Source organism: Tenacibaculum sp. DPLXC6 (assembly GCF_056815515.1).
The window spans coordinates 2,756,995-2,778,987 of record NZ_CP141806.1 but is presented as its reverse complement, the minus strand read 5'-3'; the positions used below and the strand labels follow the sequence as shown (position 1 = coordinate 2,778,987).

Below are 21,993 nucleotides of genomic sequence, written 5' to 3'. Positions count from 1 at the left end.
TAATAATAGTAAAAGAACTCCAAATATAGTTAAGAGATATTATATTTTATGTTAAATTTTGTAAATAAGATATATTTAAGCTTAAATTCCCCTTGTATAATCAATTTTTTTTCTTAAATGTTGTAGGGCTAACATTTTTTACTTCTTTAAACTTCCTATTAAAGTTAGATAAATTATTAAAACCACATCTATACGCTACAGAACTAATTGGCAAACTCTTATCTGAAGTTAATAATTTGCATGCATTCTCTATACGTAACTCATTTAAAAAAGTGAAATACGTTTTATTTGTTCGTTGTTTAAAATATCTACAAAAAGCATTAGGTGTCATGTTAGCCTTTTCTGCAATCTTGTATAAATCTATATTCTTATCAAAGTTATTTATTGTGTAGTCCATTACATTTTGCATTCTCTTACCTTCATTATCAGTGTATCTCCTTGGATATACAAAACTTGCCAGCTCAGTTGTTTTTGAGTTTACTACTATTTTTAAAACTTCAAGCAGCCCTATAAATCGATTAAGATTCGTAGATTTTTGTAAACCTAAAAATATCTTCATCACTTCACTTCTATTTTCAACAAGTTTAAATCCTGATATTGATTTTTCAAAAAAAGTGATTAACTCTTTAAAGTCATCCAATAAAAAAAAGTCTTTCCCAAAAGAACTCTTTGTAAAGAATAATGAAATCATGAAAGATTCTTTTATAACAGAAGCATCACTTTTAAAAACATGTGGCAAGTTACTTCCTATAACTAGAACATCTCCCGATGAATATTTGTTTATTCTATCACCTACAATTAACGTTCCTTCTCCTTTTACAATAACACATAACTGAATTTCTTCATGTTGATGGAACTTATCATAAAAATACTTCTCTCTATCTTCTTGATAAATTAGTCCAATGTTTTGAGTTTTTGGTATTTTAAAGGGTAAAACTTTCATTGATAAATTGCTATTCTTATTCAAAAATATGCAAATACTATTAATATAATAAAACAAATACATTATATAGGTTAATATAGTATTGCTATATGGTAATTTCAAGTTAAAACTCTCTTTATCTTACACATAACTTTGTAATGAAAAAACAATATTACAATGAGTATAAATTGGAAAGGTGTAATGCCAGCGGTTACTACAAAGTTTACAAATGATGATACTTTAGACTTAAATATGTTTGAAGTAAATATTAAAGCACAATTGGAAGCAGGCGTGCATGGAATTGTTTTAGGAGGCACCCTAGGGGAAGCCAGTACATTATCTGATGATGAAAAAAGAACACTAACTAGAACAACCGTTAACTTAGTTAACAATCAAGTTCCTGTTTTAATGAATATTGCTGAACAAACTACCAAAGGAGCTATTGAAGCTGCTCAAAAAGCGGAAGAAGATGGTGCTAAAGGTTTGATGATGCTTCCTCCTATGCGCTATAAAGCAGGAGATAGAGAAACTGTTGAATATTTTAAAGCAGTAGCTAACAATTCATCACTACCAATTATGGTATACAATAATCCTGTAGATTATAAGATTGAAGTTACATTAGATATGTTTGATGAGCTTTTAAAATGCAATAATATAGAAGCTGTTAAAGAATCAACCAGAGATATATCAAACGTTACAAGAATTAAAAACCGTTTTGGAGATCGTTTAAAAATAATGACGGGTGTTGATACTTTGGCTTTAGAAAGCTTATTGATGGGTGCTGATGGTTGGATTGCTGGTTTGGTTTGTGCTTTCCCAAAAGAAACTGTGGCTATTTATGAATTGCAAAAAGCAGGCCGCATACAAGAAGCATTAGAAATATATCGTTGGTTTTTACCATTGTTAGAATTAGATATAAATCCTAAATTAGTACAAAATATTAAGTTAGCAGAAGTGGCTACAGGTATTGGAACTGAAAATGTACGAGCTCCACGATTACCTTTAATAGGTGAGGAACGTGAACATGTTTTAAATGTAATAGAAGCTGGATTAAAAAACAGACCAACACTACCTGATTATAAAGCTTTAGCTACTTACTAATTAACTCTCTACCTCATTAAAATATGATTACAGGAAAAAACTATATAGGAAATCAATTATCAGCCTTAGGAAACAAAACTTATAAAACTTTCAACCCTGAATTAAATCAGGAAAATAAACATATCTTTTCAGAAGCAACTCAAGAAGAAATTAACCAAGCTGTCAATTTAGCCTCAAAAGCGTTTGAAGAGTATAGAACTGTTTCAGGTGAAAGAAAAGCTGAGTTTTTAAATGCTATTGCTGATGAAATTTTAGCCTTAGACGATAAGTTAATACAGACTTATTGTTCTGAATCTAGTTTACCAGAAGGGCGCGCTAAAGGAGAACGAGGAAGAACCGTATTTCAATTACGTTCATTTGCTGATTTAGTTAAAGATGGTTCATGGGTAGAAGCTACTATTGATACTGCTATACCTAATAGAGAACCAAACCCTAAATCAGATTTACGTAAAATGAATATTCCGTTAGGTCCTGTAGTAGTTTTTGGGGCTAGTAATTTCCCTCTTGCTTATTCTACAGCAGGTGGAGATACTGCAGCTGCTTTGGCTGCTGGTTGTCCTGTAATAGTAAAATCACATCCAATGCATGCTGGTACTGGTGAACTTATAGCTTCAGCTATTATTAAGGCCGCAGAAAAAACTGGAACGCCTAATGGTGTTTTTTCTAACTTAAATTCAAGTGGCATTGAAGTGGGGCAGCAATTAGTTTCTCATCCAATTATAAAAGCTGTTGGTTTTACTGGAAGTATTAGGGGTGGTAGAGCTTTGTTAGACTTAGCAGCAAAACGTGAAGAACCAATTCCTGTATTTGCAGAAATGGGCAGTATTAACCCAGTAATTATGCTTCCAAAAGCATTACAAAACAGAGCAGAAAGTTTAGCAAGTACTTATGCGAATTCTATTACTCTCGGGACAGGGCAATTTTGCACCAACCCTGGGTTAATTCTAGGAATAAAGAGCGATAGTTTAGATAGTTTTATTAACTCATTAGCTCATAAAATTGTAGAGATTAACCCTAGTTGTATGCTGCATCCAAATATTATTGGAGCATATGAGAATAATAAAACCAAAGCTCTTACTCAAGAAGGCTTAACTATAGTAGCTAAATATAAAGAAAAAACTCAACCTAACTATGCTTCGCAAGTAGTTACAACTGTTGAAGGAAAAACATTTTTAAATAATCCAACCTTACATCAGGAGGTATTTGGACCATACTCTATAGTTGTGCAATGTGAGAATGAAGAACAATTAGAAGAAATTATTTCAAATTTAGAAGGACAACTTACTGGAACTGTAATTTCAGATGATAATGAAGTAGTAAACTACCCTACTGTAATTGCTACCTTACAAAACAGGGTTGGAAGAATTATTTTTAACGGTGTCCCTACAGGAGTAGAAGTTTGTCCATCAATGGTACATGGAGGCCCTTATCCAGCATCTACAGATAGTAGGTTTACAGCTGTAGGAGTTAATTCAATTAAACGTTGGGTACGTCCTTTTAGTTATCAAGATTGGCCCAACCATATATTACCTCAAGAACTAAAAAATGAAAACCCTTTACATATTTTACGTTCTGTTAACGGTACACTAACAAAAGGAGAAATAATATAACAAAATTTAATAATTTCTTTAGAAAATATCTGACTCCAAAGCCTTACTTTTGGAGCATCTAAAGAAATTGAAATAAAGCCAGCTTCGTCTTTCCAAATAGAAAAATTTGAAGGGTTTTTTCTACTACAGAATACAAGCTGGCGATTCAATTTTAAGATGAAAAAAACTTTTTTTTGCGTTGACGCACATACTTGCGGAAACCCTGTTAGGGTGGTTGCTGGTGGAGGTCCTAATTTAATAGGAAGCAACATGAGCGAAAAACGTCAACACTTCCTAAAAGAATATGATTGGATTCGAAAAGGTTTAATGTTTGAGCCTCGCGGTCATGATATGATGAGTGGTTCAATTTTGTTTCCTCCTCATAATCCAGATAATAATTTTGCTATTTTATTTATTGAAACTTCTGGATGTTTACCTATGTGTGGACATGGAACTATTGGTACAATAACCATTGCTATTGAGGAAGGATTAATTACACCTAAAGTTCCTGGAAAAATTAAAATGGAAGCTCCCGCTGGTTTGGTTGAAATTGAATACCAACAAACTGGTAAAAAGGTAGATTGGGTTCGTTTAACGAATGTAAAAAGCTATTTAGCTGCTGAAGAACTCACCATAGATTGTCCTGAATTAGGAGAAATCACTTTTGACGTTGCTTATGGCGGAAATTATTACGCAATTGTAGACCCTCAAAAAAACTTTTCAGGAGTTCATGATTTTACTGCTTCTAAAATTATTCAATACTCTCAAATTGTTAGAGATCGTATTAATAAAAAGTATTCTAATATGTTTATCCATCCTGAAAATGATACAATTAGAGATGTAACACATATGTTATGGACAGGAAATCCAATTGATCCAACCTCATCAGGAAGAAATGCGGTTTTTTATGGTGATAAGGCAATTGACAGAAGTCCGTGTGGTACAGGGACCTCAGCACGTTTAGCTCAGTTATATGCTAAAGGAAAGCTACAACTTGATGAAGAGTTTATTCATGAAAGTTTTATTGGAAGCAAATTTATTGGTAGGGTAGAAAAAGAAACTACTTTAGATGGTAGGTTAGCAATTGTTCCGAGTATTCAAGGATGGGCTAAAGTATATGGATACAATACTATTATTATTGATGACGAAGACGATCCTTATGCTCATGGTTTTCAAGTCATCTAATATTTTATAAGCAACGAAATGTCATCTTGAGCGTAGTCGAGAGATCTTTTATGAGTAAAGAAATTATAATTATCGGTGGTGGAATTATAGGTTTAAATTCCGCATATTACCTTCAAAAAGAAGGACACAAAGTAACTGTAATTGAAAAATCGGATTTTTCATCAGGAGCTTCATTTGCTAATGCAGGTATTATTACTCCTAGTCATATAGTTTCTTTAGCAGCTCCAGGGATGATTTCCAAAGGGCTAAAATGGATGCTTAGTTCTACTAGTCCATTATCTATTAAACCTCGTTTAGATTATGATTTCTTACAATGGGCTTGGTTTTTTAAAAAATCTGCAACACATACTAAAGTTGCTGCTTCTATTCCTGTTATTAAAGACATTAATTTATTCAGTAGAGAATTATACGAAGAAATAAAGGCTTCAAAAGATTTTGACTTTCATTATCAGCATAAAGGATTGATGATGTATTATAAAACTGATAAAATGGGAGAAGAAGAATGGAATGTTGGAAAGCTTGGCATAAAAGAAGGGTTGAAAGTTGAACATTTAACTAAAGAAGAAACTCAAAAACTCGAACCTAATATTCAATTGAATATTAAAGGAGCTGTATATTACCATTCTGATGCTCACATGACTCCAAGTGAATATATGAAGCAATTAAAAATGTATCTAGAACAAAATAATGTTACCTTTTTGTCTAATGAAGAAGTTCTAGATTTTCATGTTTCTAACAATACAATAAAATCAATCAATACAAAAAACAACACGATTGTTGCTGATGAATTTATTTTAACCACTGGGTCTTGGACACAGAAACTAGCTAAAAAATTAGGAATCAATATTCCTGTGCAAGCTGGTAAAGGTTATCGGATTAATGTAAAAAACGATACTGGCATTACAATTCCTGCCATTTTAACGGAAGCTAAAGTTGCAGTAACTCCAATGAATGGATTTACACGTTTTGGAGGTATGATGGAAATTACTGGCATCAATAACAAAATAAACAAGAAGAGAGTAAATGCTATCGTTAACGCTAGTAAAAGTTATTACAACAATTTAAACATCAGTCAAAAAGAAATAGATAATGTTGAGAGTGGCTTACGTCCTTGCTCCCCTGATGGTTTACCTTACATTGGTAAGATTTCAAATCTTAAAAATGTAACTATAGCTGCAGGACATGCAATGATGGGCTGGAGCCTAGGGCCTGCTACTGGTAAATTAGTTTCTGAAATTATCGATGATAAAAAAACAAGCCTAAATATTACTCCTTTTAATGTTGAACGTTTTAACTAAATTAAAAACTCAAGAAACTAAAATAATAGCTCTTGAGTTTTTTTAAAACAAACAATAAAAAAACAGATTTTTAAATGTCTTTTACGTATACTTTATCTATAAACTTAGAAATCAAAAGTCTAGCAACTCCCATGTAACTAAGCTTAAACTTAACCTTATCACCTACTTTATACTTTATTTTTCCTGATTCATCTTTATTCAATCCTACATCAATTACTAACATATCGGAAGTTATCCCAACAAAAGAAATGTCTTTATCTTCAACTTCAATATCATCTTTATCTACATCTAACAAACCAAAATCTAAGATAGCCTTGTAAGATGTTTCTTGTATATCACTTTCATCATATTCTGAGGTATGACCAATACTAGCTTCACTAATAATACCATCAGGCACTATTTTCTTTTTTTCTAACTCTATTACGTTGGCATAAAACTCAAATGTTTCCGTGTGTAAATCTTGAAATCGTTTATTTTCTAAAGGGCTTACACCGAAAAAGGCAGCTTCTCCAATTCTAAAATGATTAATGTCTTTCGGAACAACTTTATTTTCTACCAATGGTAATGTAATTGATGTTCCTCCTGAAACATATTTTAGCTCTTTATTAAATTTTGCTGATATAAGTTCTTTATATAACGATAATTGTAATAGCTTATCATATGTAGGTTCTACTCCATACATACACCCTAAATTCGATCCTATACCTATTACTTCAATATTAGACAACTCAAAAACCTGCTCATAAAAATCAAGTATATCTACTCTCTTCACTCCTTCTCTCAACTCTCCGAGTTCAATCATAATAATAATTTTATGAATCTTGCCTTTCTTTTTTGCAGCCTTATTTAAGTTCTTAATAGTAGATAGTGAACTATTTAAAGAAATATCTGCATACTCTACCACATCATCTGCATAAATATTGGCTGGAGGCTTTATATATATCGTTCGTAAATCTGGGTTTACTTCTCTTAGATTACGTAAACTGGTTAATCTAGAGTCTCCGATTGAGTTTATTTTTTCGGTTACATCTGGAGTTAAAATTGCTTTTAAAAATGTTTTATCCCCTGAGAAAACTTTTGTTACCAAACTCCATTCTATATGGTTTTTCTCAAAAAAGTTACTTAGTTTTTTTATGTTGTCCTTTATTCTTTCAGAATATATAATTAATTCTGCCATAATTATTTTGTTATTATTCTTGGTAAATTCTCAGGAAGTCGTGTTAATAATTCATAATTAATGATTTGTATTGAATCGTTGAATGATGAAACTGTTATTTCAACATCACCTTGACTTCCAATTAATACAACCTCATCTCCTTTTTCAATAGTATCGGCATGTGTTATATCCACCGCCATCATATTCATATTAATAGTTCCTATTATTTTATGTCGTTGTCCTCTTATTAAAACTTTTCCTTTATTACTTAAAGAACGACTGTATCCTGAGGAATATCCCACAGGTATAATTGCTATCTTAGTTTCTTGATTTGTAAAGTACGATGTACCATAACCTATAAATTGACCTGCCTTTATAGTTTTAACATCCATTACTTCTGTTTTCCAAGATATAATTCTTTTTAGCGGGTTTTCTACAATTTTCTCTTTGGTTAAATAATGGACCAATATTTCTTTTGTTGGAAAAAAACCAAACTGTAAAATACCAACTCTTACCAAGTCTAACCTTGTAGTTGGATATCTTATTGTAGCTGCTGAACTTGCTAAATGATATGTTGGATTAAATAAATCAAGTTCTTTTATTCTCTTTCTTACATTTTTAAATTTTTTCTTTTGATCAGTTATCCTTTTGTAATTTGATATACTTTCTGCTCCAGCTAAATGAGAACAAACTCCTTTTACATCAATAAACTCATTTTCCTTTTCTATATACTTAAGAACTCTTGTTGCCTCTTTTGGAATAAATCCAGTTCTATTCATTCCTGTTTCTATTTCTAAATGAATTTTAGCTCTTCTTTTTACTTTTTTTGCCGCTTCTATTGCTTTCTGAAGTCTATTTTCTTCAAAAACAAAAAACTCTATACCGTTTTCCACTGCCCATGGCAATTGACTGTTTTCAATCATACCCATTATCATAATGGTTACATCTTCAAAAGGTAGTGTTTTTTTTACATCAAAAGCCTCATTTGCATCAGAAACACTAAAATGTCTTACGCCATACTTATATGCTAACATGCAGTAAGTTTTAATACCATGACCGTAAGCATTACCTTTTACTACCGATGAAAAAACAGTTGTCTCTCCTATTATTCCACGTATAAAATTGATATTATTTTTTATAGCTGATTCAGATAATTCTAAATACGATGTATGAGTCATTATTGTTGAATTTCTTTTAAAATATTATAAAATAATTGTGCTCCTATTACTGTTATTTCATCAGGAAAATCATAATCTGGATTATGCAACGCTGGTGTATCTTTTCCAGCTCCTAGTCCAAATATGGCTCCTTTAAACTGTTGCGTAAACAGTCCGAAGTCTTCTCCCCATTTAAACGGAGTATTTATTTCATTAATTAATAAATCTTGTTTTTTTGCAGCCTTTTTAATGTACTCAACAGCTTCTTTATTATTTTTATTTGCGTAAAATTCTTCAAACCAAGAAGTATTGATACTCAATCTTTCTTTCTCTTCGAGTTTTTGAAGTAATTGTTCAAGGTTATTCTGTTTTTCTTTCATTAAACTTGTACTCCAACTTCGTAATGTAAGGTGTACTTCTCCATATCCAGCTGATACTCCATAAGCTTTTTCTCCCATAGTTACGTGCACGGGAGTAGCTAAAAAGAAATCGGAATCTTCTGGTATATTTTTAGTTTCTTGTCTTACAAAATGAAGAATTTCAGCAATAGCATTAGCTGGATTGTATCCTTTTTCTGGTTCTGCTGCATGCGCTGTTTTTCCTTCTAAAGTAATTACAACACTTTTTACATTGCTAGTAAACTCGTTCCCTTTTACAACTATTTCTTGTTTAGTAAAACCTGGTAAATTGTGTAATGCAAAAGCATAGTCTATATTGAGTTTTTTAAAAGAAGAATCTTCTAAAACTGATTGTGCTCCCCTTCCATTTTCTTCTGAAGGTTGAAATAGCAATACTACTTTTCCTTTAGACAGTGGTTTTTCTGTAAGAAGCTTTGCTACTCCTAGTAATATTGCTGTATGCCCATCGTGTCCACATTTATGTGAGACTCCTTCATTTAAAGATTTATGTTCAAAACTATTTATTTCTTGAATAGGCAACGCATCAATGTCTGCCCTAAGCATAACTGTTTTTCCCTCTTTATTTCCATTAAAAATTGCTAACAGTCCTGTTTTAGCTACTGGTAATACATCACAAGAGGTATGCTTTTTTAAAAAAGCTTGTATTCTTTTCTTAGTTTCATATTCTTCTTCAGAAACTTCAGGAAACTTATGCAATTCTTTTCTAATCTTCTCTAAAGTATCCTTTAGGCTTTCCATGTTTTTTGGTTGTTAATTAACTGAATTATTGAAAATACGATGGCAGATAGTGTAATTCCAAAGAAATTTGCATCTAAGCCAAAAGGTAATTTTACTTCTATAATAATTAATAACAAAGTGGTCAACCCTCCTGAAATCATAGCATAAAAGGCTGCTATAGGCGAAGGTTTTTTTAACAATAATGTTCCTAAAACAGGAACTAATAAACCTGATACCATAAAAGCATAGGAATACAACATCAACTCTAATACATTTTGCATTTTTGTTGCTAATACAATGGCTAAACCTCCTATTAAAAAAGTTATAAGTTGTGAGTTTTTTATACTAATACTCTTCTTGAAATACCCAAAAATGTCTGTTGTTAGGTTTCCTGATGCTGCCATTAAACAACTATCTGCTGTAGACATAATTGCTGAAAAATAAGCTGACATCATTAAGCCCATTAAACCTACTGGTAAAATACTTCTTAATAACAACGGAAGCCCTAACTCTGCATCTAGTTCTACTCCTGGTGCATAACCTATACTAGCAAACATTCCTTGTTCGTAAGCTACTCTTGAAAATAATCCTAAAGCAACTCCCATAAATGCCATTATTGGATATTCAAACAGCCCTGCAACTCTCCATGCCTTTTTAGCTGTTTTTTCATCTTTACAGGCATAAATTCGTTGATACAAAGTCATTCCAACAAACCAAATAGGTACAATGGTAATTATCCAGTTAAACATATCTATAAACGAAACGTTTGTTAGTGATAAAAAACTGGCTGGTAAAATTCCTTTTATTCCGCTCCATCCTCCTACTTCTATATAACCAATAGGTATTCCAATGCCTATTAATCCTACCATTAGGATTATCCACTGAATTGTATCTGTATAAATTACAGCCTTAATTCCTCCTATAACTGTATACACAACAGCTATAACTCCCATAATTAAAACTGCTTTTGTTATAGATATTGATGGAAATGTGGCCGATGCTAGTTTTGCTCCTGCTAAAATTTGTGAACTTGTGAAGCCGATATAACCTATTAGCGAGATAATTCCTGCCATTAGTGCCACTTTCGCATTGTAGTGAAATGCTAATGATTCTGGAAATGTTAAAAAGTGATGTTTCTTAGCGATAGGGTATACTTTAGGGATCAAAAAAACGGCGCTTATCCAAGCACCTAATAACCCTGTAAAAAGCATCCAGCTACCGGAGAGTCCCATTAAAAAACCAAGACCTCCTAAGCCAATAGAAAAACCTCCTCCAACATCAGTTGCGACAACAGATAGTCCTATATGACCTGCTGACATATTTCTTCCTCCTACATAGTAATCGTCTTTTGATTTGTTTTTATTCATGAAGTAAACTCCTACTCCAAGCATAAAAACCAGATATAACACAAATATTAATAGATCAATAAAATGTATATCCATATCTTACTTTTCCTGCTCTAATAAAAACTGCTCTTTGTACTGAGCCTTTTTTAATTGCTCCCTTCTACTTACAGATGGTTTTGTATATTCTTTTCTTTCTCTTATTTCTTGTAATACTTTTGTATTTCTATATTTTCTTCTATAGCGTTTAATCGCTCTGTCGATGTTCTCACCTTCTTTTACCTGTATTATTAACATATTATATATTTTTAAATTATTATCGCTGTTTTAATTCAATTAAATAAAGTCGAAACTATCCTAAATAAGTTTGTAACACTTTGGTTCTCGATCTTTGTTTAAGTCTTCTAAGCCCTTTTTCTTTAATTTGGCGTACACGCTCTCTTGTTAAGTCAAAAGTTTCTCCTATTTCAGTTAAACTCATAGGTCGGTAATTTTCCAAACCGTAAAATAACTTTATGATATCTGACTCTCTTGGAGATAGTGTTTCTAAACTTCTACTGATTTCTAATTGCAAAGATTCTTGCATTAAATCTTTATCTGGCTTAGGTGCTTCTGAAGCTCTTATAACATCATATAAATTTGATGTTTCTCCTTCTTTTAAAGGGGCGTCCATGGAAATATGTCTACCAGAGTTTTTCATAGACTGCTTTACGTCAGAAACTGTCATATCTAAAACTTTAGCTATTTCTTCTGGTGTTGGCATACGTTCATTACTTTGTTCAAGCTTAGAAACTGCCTTGTTAATTTTACTTATACTCCCTATTTTATTCAATGGCAAACGAACTACACGAGACTGTTCTGCTAAAGCTTGTAAAATAGATTGACGTATCCACCAAACTGCATACGATATAAATTTAAACCCGCGTGTTTCATCAAAACGTCTTGCTGCCTTCACTAATCCTATATTTCCTTCATTAATTAAGTCAGAAAGTCGTAAACCTTGGTTTTGGTATTGTTTTGCTACCGAAACAACAAAACGTAAATTCGCATTTACCAAAGTCTCTAATGCTCGTTGGTCTCCTGCCTTGATTTTTTGAGCTAATTCAACCTCTTCATCTGCAGTAATCAAATCAATCTTACCAATTTCTTGTAAGTACTTCTCAATAGATTTCGATTCTCTATTGGTAACTTGTTTTATTATTTTTAACTGTCTCATATTATCTCTTTAGTCTCATTTCTAAATACGGGGTAGTAAATCCTAGTTTCTCGTATAAAAACTTAGCTGGATTGTCTTTTTCTACATGTAAAGCAATATCTCCTTTACAGTTTTCAATAGCATGTGTCATTATTTTTCTTCCAATTCCTTTTCCTCTATATTCATTGTGCGTAGCTATGTATACTAAAATATTCTCTGGTATGTACTCATCCATTCCTGTTTTATTGATTACCACCGCACCTACAATTTCACCTTTATCTTCTATCGTAAAAACATACCCACCTAATCCTGTTCTCTCTTTTGCTGCATAATCTATTGCTTTACGAATTGCTGATTTTTCATCTCCATATTTTTCAAGGTGTTTGTATAAAAAGTTAGTTACTCTTTCTATTTCTAAAGGGGTTATACGATTAAATGCATCGTAAGTTTTTATTGTCATAATTTTATTTTTATAAAAAAGAATAGGTATGTAATAATTATAAGTTTCTTTAGTTCATTTTTATTGAAACTTAAATAGCAGTAAATACAAAACCTATTTTTTGGTGTTTGTCTTTTAATGCAGAATACTTTTTTTCGAAAAGTGTACGATTATCTATAAATCGATATTCGTAAGGTCAAAAAAAACATTTTATAAATCTATTTTTTACTGGCAAATAGTTCTACAAAGTGTTTTTAAATATATTAGAGAGTCTTCTCTCAAAAGGAGAAGCTATTATAAACTTAATTTAGAACCCTGGTGGGATAAATTTGTCCGATTGGTTGCGGAACACAAGGTAGTTGAATGTAAAAACTCGTTGATTTTTTTTCTCGTGTGTAGTATCTACCATATCGTACAAAGATACGAATTTTATGGATAATTTCAAAACAGCTACTGTAAAAGAACCTCTTACATTATTTTGTACGATTCTACCAAAACTTAACTTAACAAAAAAGCACCTTAGATTTTTCTAAAGTGCTTTTTGTTTATAATATAATTTTTAATTACTTTTTAAAATTGGTAATTCCATTTTCAAGCCAATTGTAGTACTCATCTACATCTGGTGTGTAGGCTATCGGATCAATTATATTTGATTCATCGTGATTCATTAATACATAAAATGGTTGTGAGTTTGCTTTATATTTAATGGTTTGCATTTCACTCCATTTTTGACCAATGTATTTTAATTTCTTTCCAGGATTTAACTTAGATTCAACCACTTCATCTTCTTCTAATGGTCTTTTGTCATCTACATATAAAGAAATTAACACTACTTTGTTTTTTAGCACATCTAAAACTTTTGGTTTTACCCAAACGTTTTGTTCCATTTTCCTACAATTTACACAAGCATGTCCTGTAAAATCTAGCATTACAGGTTTTCCTACTTTTTTAGCATAGGCTAATCCTTTATCATAATCATGAAACGACATGATATCATGCGGTGGCATTAAGTGTGCTCCTTCAGGTAAACTTTCATGTCCATTTTCTTGACCTCCTGAACTTACAACTGCTTGTTTAGTAAAACCAACTCCGTAAGGTGATTCACTGTAATGTTGTGGTGGTGGAAAAGCACTAATTAAGTTTAACGGTGCTCCCCATAGTCCTGGAACCATATATATAGTAAAAGACAATACTACCAGCCCTAAGCTTAATCTTCCAACCGAAATATGACTGATTGGGCTATCATGTGGTAACTGTATTTTTCCGAATAAGTAAAATGCTAAAGCTCCGAAAATAGCTATCCAAATAGCAATAAACACTTCTCTTTCTAATAAATGTAATTGTAATACTAAATCTGCATTTGATAAAAATTTAAATGCTAAAGCTAATTCTAAGAAACCTAAAACTACTTTTACAGTATTTAACCATCCTCCGGATTTTGGTAATGAATTTAGCCATCCTGGAAAAGCTGCAAACAATGCAAATGGTAGTGCAATAGCTGAAGAGAACCCTAACATTCCTATAATTGGAGCTACACCTCCTTTTGAGGCAGCTTCTACTAACAAAGTTCCTACAATTGGCCCAGTACATGAGAAAGAGACAATTGCTAAGGCTAATGCCATAAAAAAGATTCCGATTAATCCTCCTCTATCGGCTTGCGAATCTACTTTAGTCGCCCAAGAACTTGGTAAGGTGATTTCAAAAGCACCTAAGAAAGACACAGCAAAGATCACCAAGATTAAAAAGAAAATTATGTTAAACCAAATGTTAGTTGACAGTGCATTTAAAGCACTTGCTCCAAAAATAAAGGTAACTCCAGAACCTAACAATACATAGATTACGACAATGCATAATCCATAAATAATAGCATTTCTTATCCCTGCCGATTTACTTTTACTTTGTTTAGTAAAAAAGCTTACTGTCATCGGTATCATTGGAAATACACATGGAGTTAATAATGCGGCAAAGCCTGATAAAAAAGCAATAAAGAAAATAGCCCATAAACCTTTCTTTTCTTCTTTTTTAATTTCTTTTGAAGCTACTTTATCTGTTGTTTTTGTTTCATTTGCTGTACCTGTAGAAGCTTCAGTAGCCGTTGTTAAATCAAATGCCAAGTCTACTTCTTTTGGAGGTAAACACATCTCATCAGTACAAGCGATAAACTCCACAAAAGCGTTTATTTCTTTTACACTAGTATCTACTATCTCTATTTCTTGTTTAAAAACGGCTTTGTGTGCAAAGGATTTAATATTCATTCCTTCTTCACCAAAAAGTGTTGTAAACTTAATTTCTCCTTCAGGCTCTGTAGTATTTCCTACAATTTTAATTTTTCCTCCGTCATCATCATACGTAAAAGTTGTTGGAATAGGTCCTCCACTAGGAACTTGTTGTGCGTACAAATGCCAACTTCCTTGAATTGTTGCTGTACTAACTAGGTTATAATTTGTTTCAGAAACTTTCTCTACACTTGTTTTCCACTCTATTGGATTATGAATTTGGCTCATTGCCGAAAACCCAATGGTAAAACAAAGCAAAAATGCTAGTATTCTTTTCATCATATCAGGGGAAAAAGGATTAATTTACATTAAAAGTCAATTCTACTTCTTTTGGCGGCAGGCAATTCATTCCTGTACATACCATATATTCTACTGCTCCTTTAACAATAAACTTCTCTGTCGTTTTTAAACGAATTCTCTGAGTAAAAGTAGCTTTAGTGTCGAAATACTTTATTTTCATTTCAAAAACTGGATCATTTACTACATGTCCTGCTTCTTCTTTGGTATTTCCTTTTTTCAAGTATTTGGTATCTCCATCAAAAGTAAATAGAGTCGGAATTGGTCCTCCTTTTGGAATTTCTTGCGAATATAAATGCCAATCTTTTTGAATTGTTGCGGTAGCTACTAGCTCTGCTTCTTTATCGGATATCTTTTTTACAGAAGTAGTCCACTTTACTGGATCATGTACTTGAGCAAATGCAGAAGTGCAAACAACCAGCAACAGAGTTAAAAGTAATTTTCTCATTGTTTTTATTTAGTTGCGTTATCTTAAACCTGTAAATGTAATGCCTTTATTTGCTAAAACACAAAAGATTAAAAAAAGTTTAACATTAGCAACTAAATACAAAAACGAAAAAAGGCTTTCGATTTCTCGAAAGCCTTTGCTTAGTAGCGGGAACTGGACTCGAACCAGTGACCTTCGGGTTATGAGCCCGACGAGCTACCTACTGCTCTATCCCGCGATTTGCGATTGCAAAGATACGTATTTTTCTTTGTTCTATCCAAATAAAAAGCTAATAATCCTTAGTTTGATTCTAAAGAACTGATATACACCTTAACAAACTAAATAGAAAAAACAACAATACCCTAAAAACACTTCCTAATGAAATATTATAAAGGATATATAACTAGATTATGCTATAATAACAGAAGAAAAACTAATACTTATGTTAATACAATTCAGTAACATGTATTTTAACAAGAAGGAAGGTGGTTTTAGATTTTCTGAGACTATAAATAAAAAAAGCTTTCGATTTCTCGAAAGCTTTTACTTAGTAGCGGGAACTGGACTCGAACCAGTGACCTTCGGGTTATGAGCCCGACGAGCTACCTACTGCTCTATCCCGCGATTTGCGGTTGCAAATATACATTCTTTTTCTTGTTCTACCCAAATAAAAAAGCTTTTATTTTTACATGAATATATCCACCTAAATAACAAGCAGCTAAAAAATAAACACTTCTTGCATAAAACAACCTATCTTTGCACTATGACACATAAAGCAGGATTTGTAAATATTATTGGAAACCCAAACGTTGGTAAATCTACCTTAATGAATGCCTTAGTAGGTGAAAAGCTATCTATTATTACTTCAAAAGCGCAAACTACTAGACATCGTATTTTAGGTATTGTAAATGGAGATGATTATCAAATTATTTTTTCTGATACTCCAGGAATTATAAAACCTGCTTATCAGCTACAAGAATCTATGATGGATTTTGTAAAATCTGCTTTTGAAGATGCCGATGTACTTATTTACATGGTAGAGGTTGGTGAAACCGCCTTAAAAAATGAAGCTTTTTTCAATAAAATCATCCACAGTAAAATCCCAGTTATTTTACTACTAAACAAAGTTGACAAATCGACTCAAGAAGAAGTTGAAGCTAAAATTGAATATTGGAAAAAGAAAGTTCCAAACTCATTTGTATATGTAATTTCTGCTCTTGAAAACTTTAATGTAGATACCGTTTTTTATAAAATTATTGAGCTTTTACCAGACTCCCCTCCTTTTTACCCAAAAGATCAATTAACCGATAAACCTGAACGCTTTTTTGTGAATGAAAAAATTCGTGAAAAAATTCTTCAACACTATAAAAAAGAGATTCCTTATTCGGTGGAAGTTGAAACCGAAAGTTTTGTTGAAGAAGATAATATTATAAAGATCCGTTCTGTTATTATGGTAGAGCGTGAAACACAAAAAGGAATTATCATCGGACATAAAGGAAGTGCTATCAAACGTGTTGGAACAGAAGCCCGCAAAGACCTTCAACATTTTTTTGACAAAAAGGTTTTCTTAGATTTACATGTAAAAATTAATAAAAACTGGCGTTCTAATGAACGTCAATTAAAACGATTTGGATATAAAGATTAACTCTTTTTAATTGTTCGTAACAACTGTTTAGTATATTCTTTCAGTTCATCCATTTGTTTTTTTCCTGTAGCTTTACCTAAGCTACCAACTAAGTACAGTGCTACCCAAACAATGGGTAAAACAACCAACATTACTATAGGCAACATGGTGATTTTTTTTAACGACCAATTACTATATGCTATAATCGCAAAAATTACAAAAGCTGTCCCTACCAAAAAGTGCAAAAACATAAAAAAAGTCCAAACTTGAGGTTTAGGACCAAACAATCCTTTTATGTTTGATGAAGTTTCTGAAATCTCTTCTATTTCAATATGTAACTGTGGAGACCATAAATGTGATTCTTTTTCTGGCACATCAATTACTACATGATTATCTACAACCTTCATTTTATACTTAGAAACATCGTTTAAATGCTTCTTTATTTCTTCTAATAAAACCTGAGAACTTATCTCATATTCTAATTGAAAACGAGGTTTTAAAAAAATCTGATTATATAATTTATCATCCATTAAATAAAAGATTAGGTGCCAACAATATAGCAAAAACTATATACTATCTAAAAATCATTACAAATCATATACTAAATTGTATCTTTGCACAAATTTTTTGCAAAATGAGTATTATTGCGATTGTAGGAAGACCAAATGTAGGTAAATCCACTTTATTTAACCGACTAGTAAAACGTCGTGAAGCTATTGTTGATTCTGTTAGCGGAGTTACAAGAGATCGTCATTACGGAAAATCTGAATGGAATGGAAAAGAGTTTTCTGTAATTGATACTGGTGGTTACATTGTTGGTTCTGATGATATTTTTGAAGGAGAAATACGTAAACAAGTTCAGTTAGCTATTGATGAATCTGATATTATTGTTTTTGTAGTTGATGTTGAACAAGGTATTACACCTATGGATGCTGAAGTTGCTAAAATTTTACGTCAGGTTGAGAAACCGCTATTTATGGCTGTAAATAAAGTTGACAATGCAATGCGTGATGCTGATGCTGTTGAATTTTACAACCTTGGGCTAGGAGACTACTATACTATTTCTTCTATTAATGGAAGTGGAACCGGAGAATTATTAGACGCTATTGCGGAAGAAATTCCTGAGCCTGAAGAAGACGAAGAAAAACAAGACGAATTACCTCGTTTTGCTGTAGTTGGACGTCCAAACGCAGGAAAATCATCATTTATTAATGCTTTAATTGGTGAAGACAGAAACATTGTAACCAATATTGCAGGAACTACAAGAGATTCTATCGATACAAAGTATAATCGTTTTGGATTCGAATTTAATTTAGTCGACACAGCTGGAATTAGAAAAAAATCTAAAGTAAAAGAAGATTTAGAGTTTTACTCAGTAATGCGCGCTGTACGTGCAGTCGAACATTGTGATGTTGCTGTATTAGTTATTGATGCTACTCGTGGTTTTGAAGGACAAGACGAAAAAATATTTTGGTTGGCCGAAAAAAACCGAAAAGGAATTGTCATTTTAGTAAATAAATGGGATTTGGTTGAAAAAGAAACCAATACTATGCGTGATTTTGAGGCTAAAGTTCGTCAGGCAATTGCTCCTTTTACAGATGTTCCTATCGTATTTATTTCAGCATTAACAAAACAACGTATTTTCAAGGCTATTGAAACTGCTGTTGAAGTTTTTGAAAACAGAAAACGTCGTATTCAAACAAGTAAGTTAAATGAAACGATGTTGGAGATTATGGAACATAATCCGCCTCCAGCAACAAAAGGTAAATTTATAAAAATAAAGTACTGTATGCAGTTGCCAACACATACACCTCAGTTTGCTTTCTTTGCTAATTTACCTCAATATATTAGAGACCCTTACAAACGTTATATTGAAAATCAATTACGCGAACATTATAACTTTAATGGAGTGCCAATTAGTATTTATTTCAGGCAAAAATAATTTTTAACAATATTTAACTATCAGAAAGTAGTTTTTTCTTTTTATTTGTAGCTCTTTGAAAATCATATTGCTATAAACAATGAAAAAACTACTTTTTATTTTCACCCTATTACTTACAAGTTCTATTTTTTCTCAATCCTACCCGTTTAAAATTACTGGTACAATTAACTCTGAAAAAGACAAAACCGTTATAGAGGCTGCTACAGTTCATGTAGAGAAAGCTAGAGATAGCTCTATCGTTACCTATACCATTTCAAACGACAAAGGAAAGTTTTCTTTAGAAGGAAAGTCTTTTAGCAAAGATGTAAAACTCTTTATTTCTTATGTTGGTATGGATAGTTATTCTAAATCAATAGAACTAGACAAAACCTCTAACCTTAATTTAGGTACAATTTTTTTAAAGGAAGAAAGTAACTTACTTAGCGAGGTAGTTATACAATCAAGAGCACCAATTACAGTAAAAAAAGATACTTTAGAGTTTAATGTAAAATCTTTTAAAACTAAAAAAGATGCTAATGTTGAAGATCTTTTAAAGAAGCTTCCAGGTGTTGAAGTAGATGAAGATGGAAAAATTACTGTAAACGGAAAAGAAGTCAATAAAATTTTGGTTAACGGAAAGCCTTTCTTTGGAAACGACCCAAGCATTACCACTAAAAACTTAACCAAAGATATTATTGAAAAAGTTCAAATTACCGATACTAAATCTAAATCAGAAGCTTTTACTGGTGAAAAAGGAGATGCAAATAATAAAACCATTAACCTTACCATAAAAAAAGAAAATAATAAAGGTTGGTTTGGTAGAGTATCTGGTGGTGCTGGTACCGACAAACGTTTTGAAGGAGCTGCAATGGTAAATCGTTTTGACAACAACCAACGATTTAGCGTATTAGCCAGTACAAACAATATTAATTCCCCTGGTTTTAGCTTTGGAGAAATTCAAAAAATGTTTGGAGGTAGTAATATTTGGTTTGGAGGAGACGGCGGATTTAGCGTTAACGGAAGGCGTTTTGGTGGTGGTAGCGGTATTATAAAGTCAAAAACCGCTGGTGCAACTTATGCTGACGAATTTGGTAAAGGTTTAGACGTAAATGCTAATTATTTTTACTCTGGAAGCAACTCTAACAATGAATCAAAAAGCAATAGAGAATACACGCTTCCAGACAGGAAGTATTTTTCTAACTCCACTACTACTTCTGATGATGAAAATCACAATCATAGTTTTGACACTGATTTTGACATTGAAATAGATTCTACATTCTTAATCAACATTAAACCTACTTTTGTATTTAATAAAAGAGAAGGAAGTAGTCTTAGGCAAGAAGAATCCTTAGATAAAGACAATACCCTTACTAATAACTACGTGAGCTCTGCCTACTCTAAATCAGAAGCTAACAATTTTCAAAACAGATTAGATATTACTAAAAAATTAGGGGCAAAAGGTTCTTTTATTAAAGCCTCAATAACTAATCGTATCGATAAAGCAGATACCGAAGAAATTAACAAGTCTACCATTGAAACTTTTGGTAGCAATCCCGATATCGAAAATAGAGACCAAAAAAGTACTATTGAAAACAACTTGATAGGACTTACCACAAACTTAACCTATCGTTTCCCTTTGATTGCTAAAAAATTCTTTTTAGATACTAAATATAGTTATCAACGTGATGAACGAGAAAACAAGGAAAACACCTTTGACTTCAATTCAACAACACAACAGTACAGTGACTTTAATACAGGTTTGAGTTCTGACTTTACCTATAATGACATTACTAAAACACCATCATTAGAATTGGTATACAGAACTAAAAAATGGCGTTTAAATTTAGGTACTGGTTTTGTAAACAGAACATTAGAAAACAATGATAAATTACGTCCTGAGTTAAGTTTAAAAAAAGAATTTAATAATTTAGATTTAGACGCTAGTTTTAGATATCGATTTGACTCTAAAGCTTCTATTTATTTTGATTATCGTTTAAACAACAATGCCCCTAACATTAATCAAATACAGCCCTTTTCTGATGTAACCAATCCTTCTAACATTATTACAGGTAATCCAAATCTAAAACCCTCTCAAAATCACGGAGCATACATCAACTTTAACAAATTTAACTGGCAAGCTCGTACTGGTTTTTGGTTTTATTTAAGTGGTACTCTTTATCAAAACCAAGTAATAACTAATACTTTTATTGATGATGATTTAGTAAGAAACACTACTTATGAAAATACAGATGGTGGTTATGACTTTTGGGGAGGTGGTAGCTACAGTAAAAAAATAAAATTAGATTCTATTGTAAGCCTTCAACTTAGAGCTGGTACAAATATTAGAGCTAGTAAAAATTTCAACATTTTAAATGACATCAAGGAGGGAGCTAAAACAACTTCAATAAGTCCTGTTTTTAGAGCTACTTTAGATTGGAATAAGATCGCTTCTATTGAAGGAAACTATAATATTTCCTTTTCAAATACTAAATACGACATAAACACAAATCAAAATCAAAATTTCACTAGACATTCTGTTAACATAAGAACAAAAACTACTGTTCCTAAAAAATTAGAATGGAGAAATGATATTCGTTACACATACAATCCTAACGTAATTGGATTTAATAAATCTGCTTGGTTTTGGAATGCTACGCTTGCCTATTCGGTCTTAAAAGATCAAGGTACTATTAACCTAAAAGCTTATGATTTATTGAGTCAAAACACCAATGCTCAACGAAGAGCTACTTCAAATTATATAGAGGATTCTGAGAGCACCGTATTACAACAGTATTTTATGCTAGGCTTTAGTTGGAAATTTAATAGTTTAGGTAAAAAGGGGAAAATAAAAAATTACGATTTTCATTTTTAATCGATACAATGATAACCAAACAAAAAGCTACTATTAATGTTAATAGTAGCTTTTT

At 31.9% G+C, this 21,993-nt stretch carries 18 protein-coding genes and 2 tRNA genes; 7 read left to right on the top strand and 13 right to left on the bottom strand.

Annotated elements, in window-relative coordinates; genetic code table 11:
- Positions 1-100: 100 nt before the first annotated feature.
- Positions 101-943, bottom strand: a complete 843-nt coding sequence (locus VCM48_RS12635) for an AraC family transcriptional regulator (RefSeq protein WP_482270735.1) — start codon at positions 941-943, stop codon at positions 101-103.
- Positions 944-1,099: 156 nt separating this feature from the next.
- Here VCM48_RS12635 and VCM48_RS12630 point away from each other — a divergent pair, with 156 nt between their 5' ends.
- From VCM48_RS12630 to VCM48_RS12615, 4 genes are all read left to right on the top strand, one after another.
- Positions 1,100-2,023: a dihydrodipicolinate synthase family protein gene (locus tag VCM48_RS12630; protein WP_482270734.1), complete on the top strand. Its 924-nt coding sequence runs from the start codon at positions 1,100-1,102 to the stop codon at positions 2,021-2,023.
- A 23-nt stretch (positions 2,024-2,046) separates the two neighbouring features.
- Positions 2,047-3,633: an aldehyde dehydrogenase (NADP(+)) gene (locus tag VCM48_RS12625; RefSeq protein WP_482270733.1), complete on the top strand. Its 1,587-nt coding sequence runs from the start codon at positions 2,047-2,049 to the stop codon at positions 3,631-3,633.
- 156 nt (positions 3,634-3,789) lie between these two features.
- Positions 3,790-4,797, top strand: coding sequence for a 4-hydroxyproline epimerase (locus VCM48_RS12620; protein ID WP_482270732.1), 1,008 nt, complete (start codon positions 3,790-3,792; stop codon positions 4,795-4,797).
- Between the two features lie 50 nt (positions 4,798-4,847).
- A complete protein-coding gene (locus VCM48_RS12615; protein ID WP_482270731.1) occupies positions 4,848-6,095 on the top strand; it encodes an NAD(P)/FAD-dependent oxidoreductase in 1,248 nt (415 codons plus the stop codon).
- Positions 6,096-6,165: 70 nt separating this feature from the next.
- Here VCM48_RS12615 and VCM48_RS12610 read toward each other — a convergent pair whose 3' ends face one another.
- The 11 genes from VCM48_RS12610 to VCM48_RS12560 all read right to left on the bottom strand — a co-directional run bounded on the left by VCM48_RS12610 (position 6,166) and on the right by VCM48_RS12560 (position 16,145).
- Positions 6,166-7,272, bottom strand: a complete 1,107-nt coding sequence (locus VCM48_RS12610; RefSeq protein WP_274639080.1) for an alanine racemase — start codon at positions 7,270-7,272, stop codon at positions 6,166-6,168.
- Between the two features lie 2 nt (positions 7,273-7,274).
- Positions 7,275-8,429 (bottom strand): alanine racemase, encoded by a 1,155-nt coding sequence (gene alr / locus VCM48_RS12605; RefSeq protein ID WP_482270730.1) that lies wholly within the window; start codon positions 8,427-8,429, stop codon positions 7,275-7,277.
- Positions 8,429-9,565, bottom strand: a complete 1,137-nt coding sequence (locus VCM48_RS12600; protein ID WP_482270729.1) for an amidohydrolase — start codon at positions 9,563-9,565, stop codon at positions 8,429-8,431. Before VCM48_RS12600 ends, alr begins: the two co-directional genes overlap by 1 nt.
- The gene (locus tag VCM48_RS12595) at positions 9,553-10,911 is read right to left on the bottom strand and encodes a sodium:solute symporter family protein (protein ID WP_440120757.1); all 1,359 of its coding nucleotides are present in this window, start codon (positions 10,909-10,911) and stop codon (positions 9,553-9,555) included. Before VCM48_RS12595 ends, VCM48_RS12600 begins: the two co-directional genes overlap by 13 nt.
- Positions 10,912-10,989: 78 nt before the next feature.
- Positions 10,990-11,184: a 30S ribosomal protein S21 gene (rpsU, locus tag VCM48_RS12590; RefSeq protein ID WP_099215800.1), complete on the bottom strand. Its 195-nt coding sequence runs from the start codon at positions 11,182-11,184 to the stop codon at positions 10,990-10,992.
- Positions 11,185-11,239: 55 nt separating this feature from the next.
- A complete protein-coding gene (locus VCM48_RS12585; protein WP_274639076.1) occupies positions 11,240-12,103 on the bottom strand; it encodes a sigma-70 family RNA polymerase sigma factor in 864 nt (287 codons plus the stop codon).
- Position 12,104: 1 nt separating this feature from the next.
- Entirely contained in the window at positions 12,105-12,542 is a 438-nt protein-coding gene (locus tag VCM48_RS12580; protein WP_164723427.1) for a GNAT family N-acetyltransferase, read from the bottom strand.
- A gap of 542 nt (positions 12,543-13,084) precedes the next feature.
- Positions 13,085-15,076, bottom strand: a complete 1,992-nt coding sequence (locus VCM48_RS12575) for a protein-disulfide reductase DsbD family protein (protein WP_482272226.1) — start codon at positions 15,074-15,076, stop codon at positions 13,085-13,087.
- A 19-nt stretch (positions 15,077-15,095) separates the two neighbouring features.
- Positions 15,096-15,542, bottom strand: a complete 447-nt coding sequence (locus VCM48_RS12570) for a protein-disulfide reductase DsbD domain-containing protein (protein ID WP_482270728.1) — start codon at positions 15,540-15,542, stop codon at positions 15,096-15,098.
- Positions 15,543-15,686: 144 nt separating this feature from the next.
- Positions 15,687-15,759, bottom strand: a tRNA-Met gene (locus VCM48_RS12565).
- Positions 15,760-16,072: 313 nt separating this feature from the next.
- Positions 16,073-16,145: transfer RNA gene (locus VCM48_RS12560), tRNA-Met, on the bottom strand.
- Positions 16,146-16,257: 112 nt separating this feature from the next.
- On the opposite strand from VCM48_RS12560, the gene era reads away from it, so the two are divergent.
- Positions 16,258-17,166 (top strand): GTPase Era, encoded by a 909-nt coding sequence (gene era, locus VCM48_RS12555; RefSeq protein WP_274640744.1) that lies wholly within the window; start codon positions 16,258-16,260, stop codon positions 17,164-17,166.
- Here era and VCM48_RS12550 read toward each other — a convergent pair.
- A complete protein-coding gene (locus VCM48_RS12550) occupies positions 17,163-17,675 on the bottom strand; it encodes a GTP-binding protein (protein ID WP_482270727.1) in 513 nt (170 codons plus the stop codon). The genes era and VCM48_RS12550 overlap by 4 nt on opposite strands.
- 104 nt (positions 17,676-17,779) lie before the next feature.
- Between VCM48_RS12550 and der the strand changes: the two genes are divergently transcribed.
- Positions 17,780-19,087, top strand: a complete 1,308-nt coding sequence (gene der / locus VCM48_RS12545) for a ribosome biogenesis GTPase Der (RefSeq protein ID WP_482270726.1) — start codon at positions 17,780-17,782, stop codon at positions 19,085-19,087.
- Between the two features lie 79 nt (positions 19,088-19,166).
- Positions 19,167-21,938 (top strand): outer membrane beta-barrel protein, encoded by a 2,772-nt coding sequence (locus VCM48_RS12540; protein ID WP_482270725.1) that lies wholly within the window; start codon positions 19,167-19,169, stop codon positions 21,936-21,938.
- The last annotated feature ends 55 nt before the right edge of the window (positions 21,939-21,993 follow it).

Coding starts and splice junctions, on each gene's coding strand:
- VCM48_RS12635 (WP_482270735.1), bottom strand. CDS start 943: ATGAAAGTTTTACCCTTTAAAATACCAAAAACTCAAAACATTGGACTA.
- VCM48_RS12630 (WP_482270734.1), top strand. CDS start 1,100: ATGAGTATAAATTGGAAAGGTGTAATGCCAGCGGTTACTACAAAGTTT.
- VCM48_RS12625 (WP_482270733.1), top strand. CDS start 2,047: ATGATTACAGGAAAAAACTATATAGGAAATCAATTATCAGCCTTAGGA.
- VCM48_RS12620 (WP_482270732.1), top strand. CDS start 3,790: ATGAAAAAAACTTTTTTTTGCGTTGACGCACATACTTGCGGAAACCCT.
- VCM48_RS12615 (WP_482270731.1), top strand. CDS start 4,848: ATGAGTAAAGAAATTATAATTATCGGTGGTGGAATTATAGGTTTAAAT.
- VCM48_RS12610 (WP_274639080.1), bottom strand. CDS start 7,272: ATGGCAGAATTAATTATATATTCTGAAAGAATAAAGGACAACATAAAA.
- alr (WP_482270730.1), bottom strand. CDS start 8,429: ATGACTCATACATCGTATTTAGAATTATCTGAATCAGCTATAAAAAAT.
- VCM48_RS12600 (WP_482270729.1), bottom strand. CDS start 9,565: ATGGAAAGCCTAAAGGATACTTTAGAGAAGATTAGAAAAGAATTGCAT.
- VCM48_RS12595 (WP_440120757.1), bottom strand. CDS start 10,911: ATGAATAAAAACAAATCAAAAGACGATTACTATGTAGGAGGAAGAAAT.
- rpsU (WP_099215800.1), bottom strand. CDS start 11,184: ATGTTAATAATACAGGTAAAAGAAGGTGAGAACATCGACAGAGCGATT.
- VCM48_RS12585 (WP_274639076.1), bottom strand. CDS start 12,103: ATGAGACAGTTAAAAATAATAAAACAAGTTACCAATAGAGAATCGAAA.
- VCM48_RS12580 (WP_164723427.1), bottom strand. CDS start 12,542: ATGACAATAAAAACTTACGATGCATTTAATCGTATAACCCCTTTAGAA.
- VCM48_RS12575 (WP_482272226.1), bottom strand. CDS start 15,076: ATGAAAAGAATACTAGCATTTTTGCTTTGTTTTACCATTGGGTTTTCG.
- VCM48_RS12570 (WP_482270728.1), bottom strand. CDS start 15,542: ATGAGAAAATTACTTTTAACTCTGTTGCTGGTTGTTTGCACTTCTGCA.
- VCM48_RS12550 (WP_482270727.1), bottom strand. CDS start 17,675: ATGGATGATAAATTATATAATCAGATTTTTTTAAAACCTCGTTTTCAA.
- der (WP_482270726.1), top strand. CDS start 17,780: ATGAGTATTATTGCGATTGTAGGAAGACCAAATGTAGGTAAATCCACT.
- VCM48_RS12540 (WP_482270725.1), top strand. CDS start 19,167: ATGAAAAAACTACTTTTTATTTTCACCCTATTACTTACAAGTTCTATT.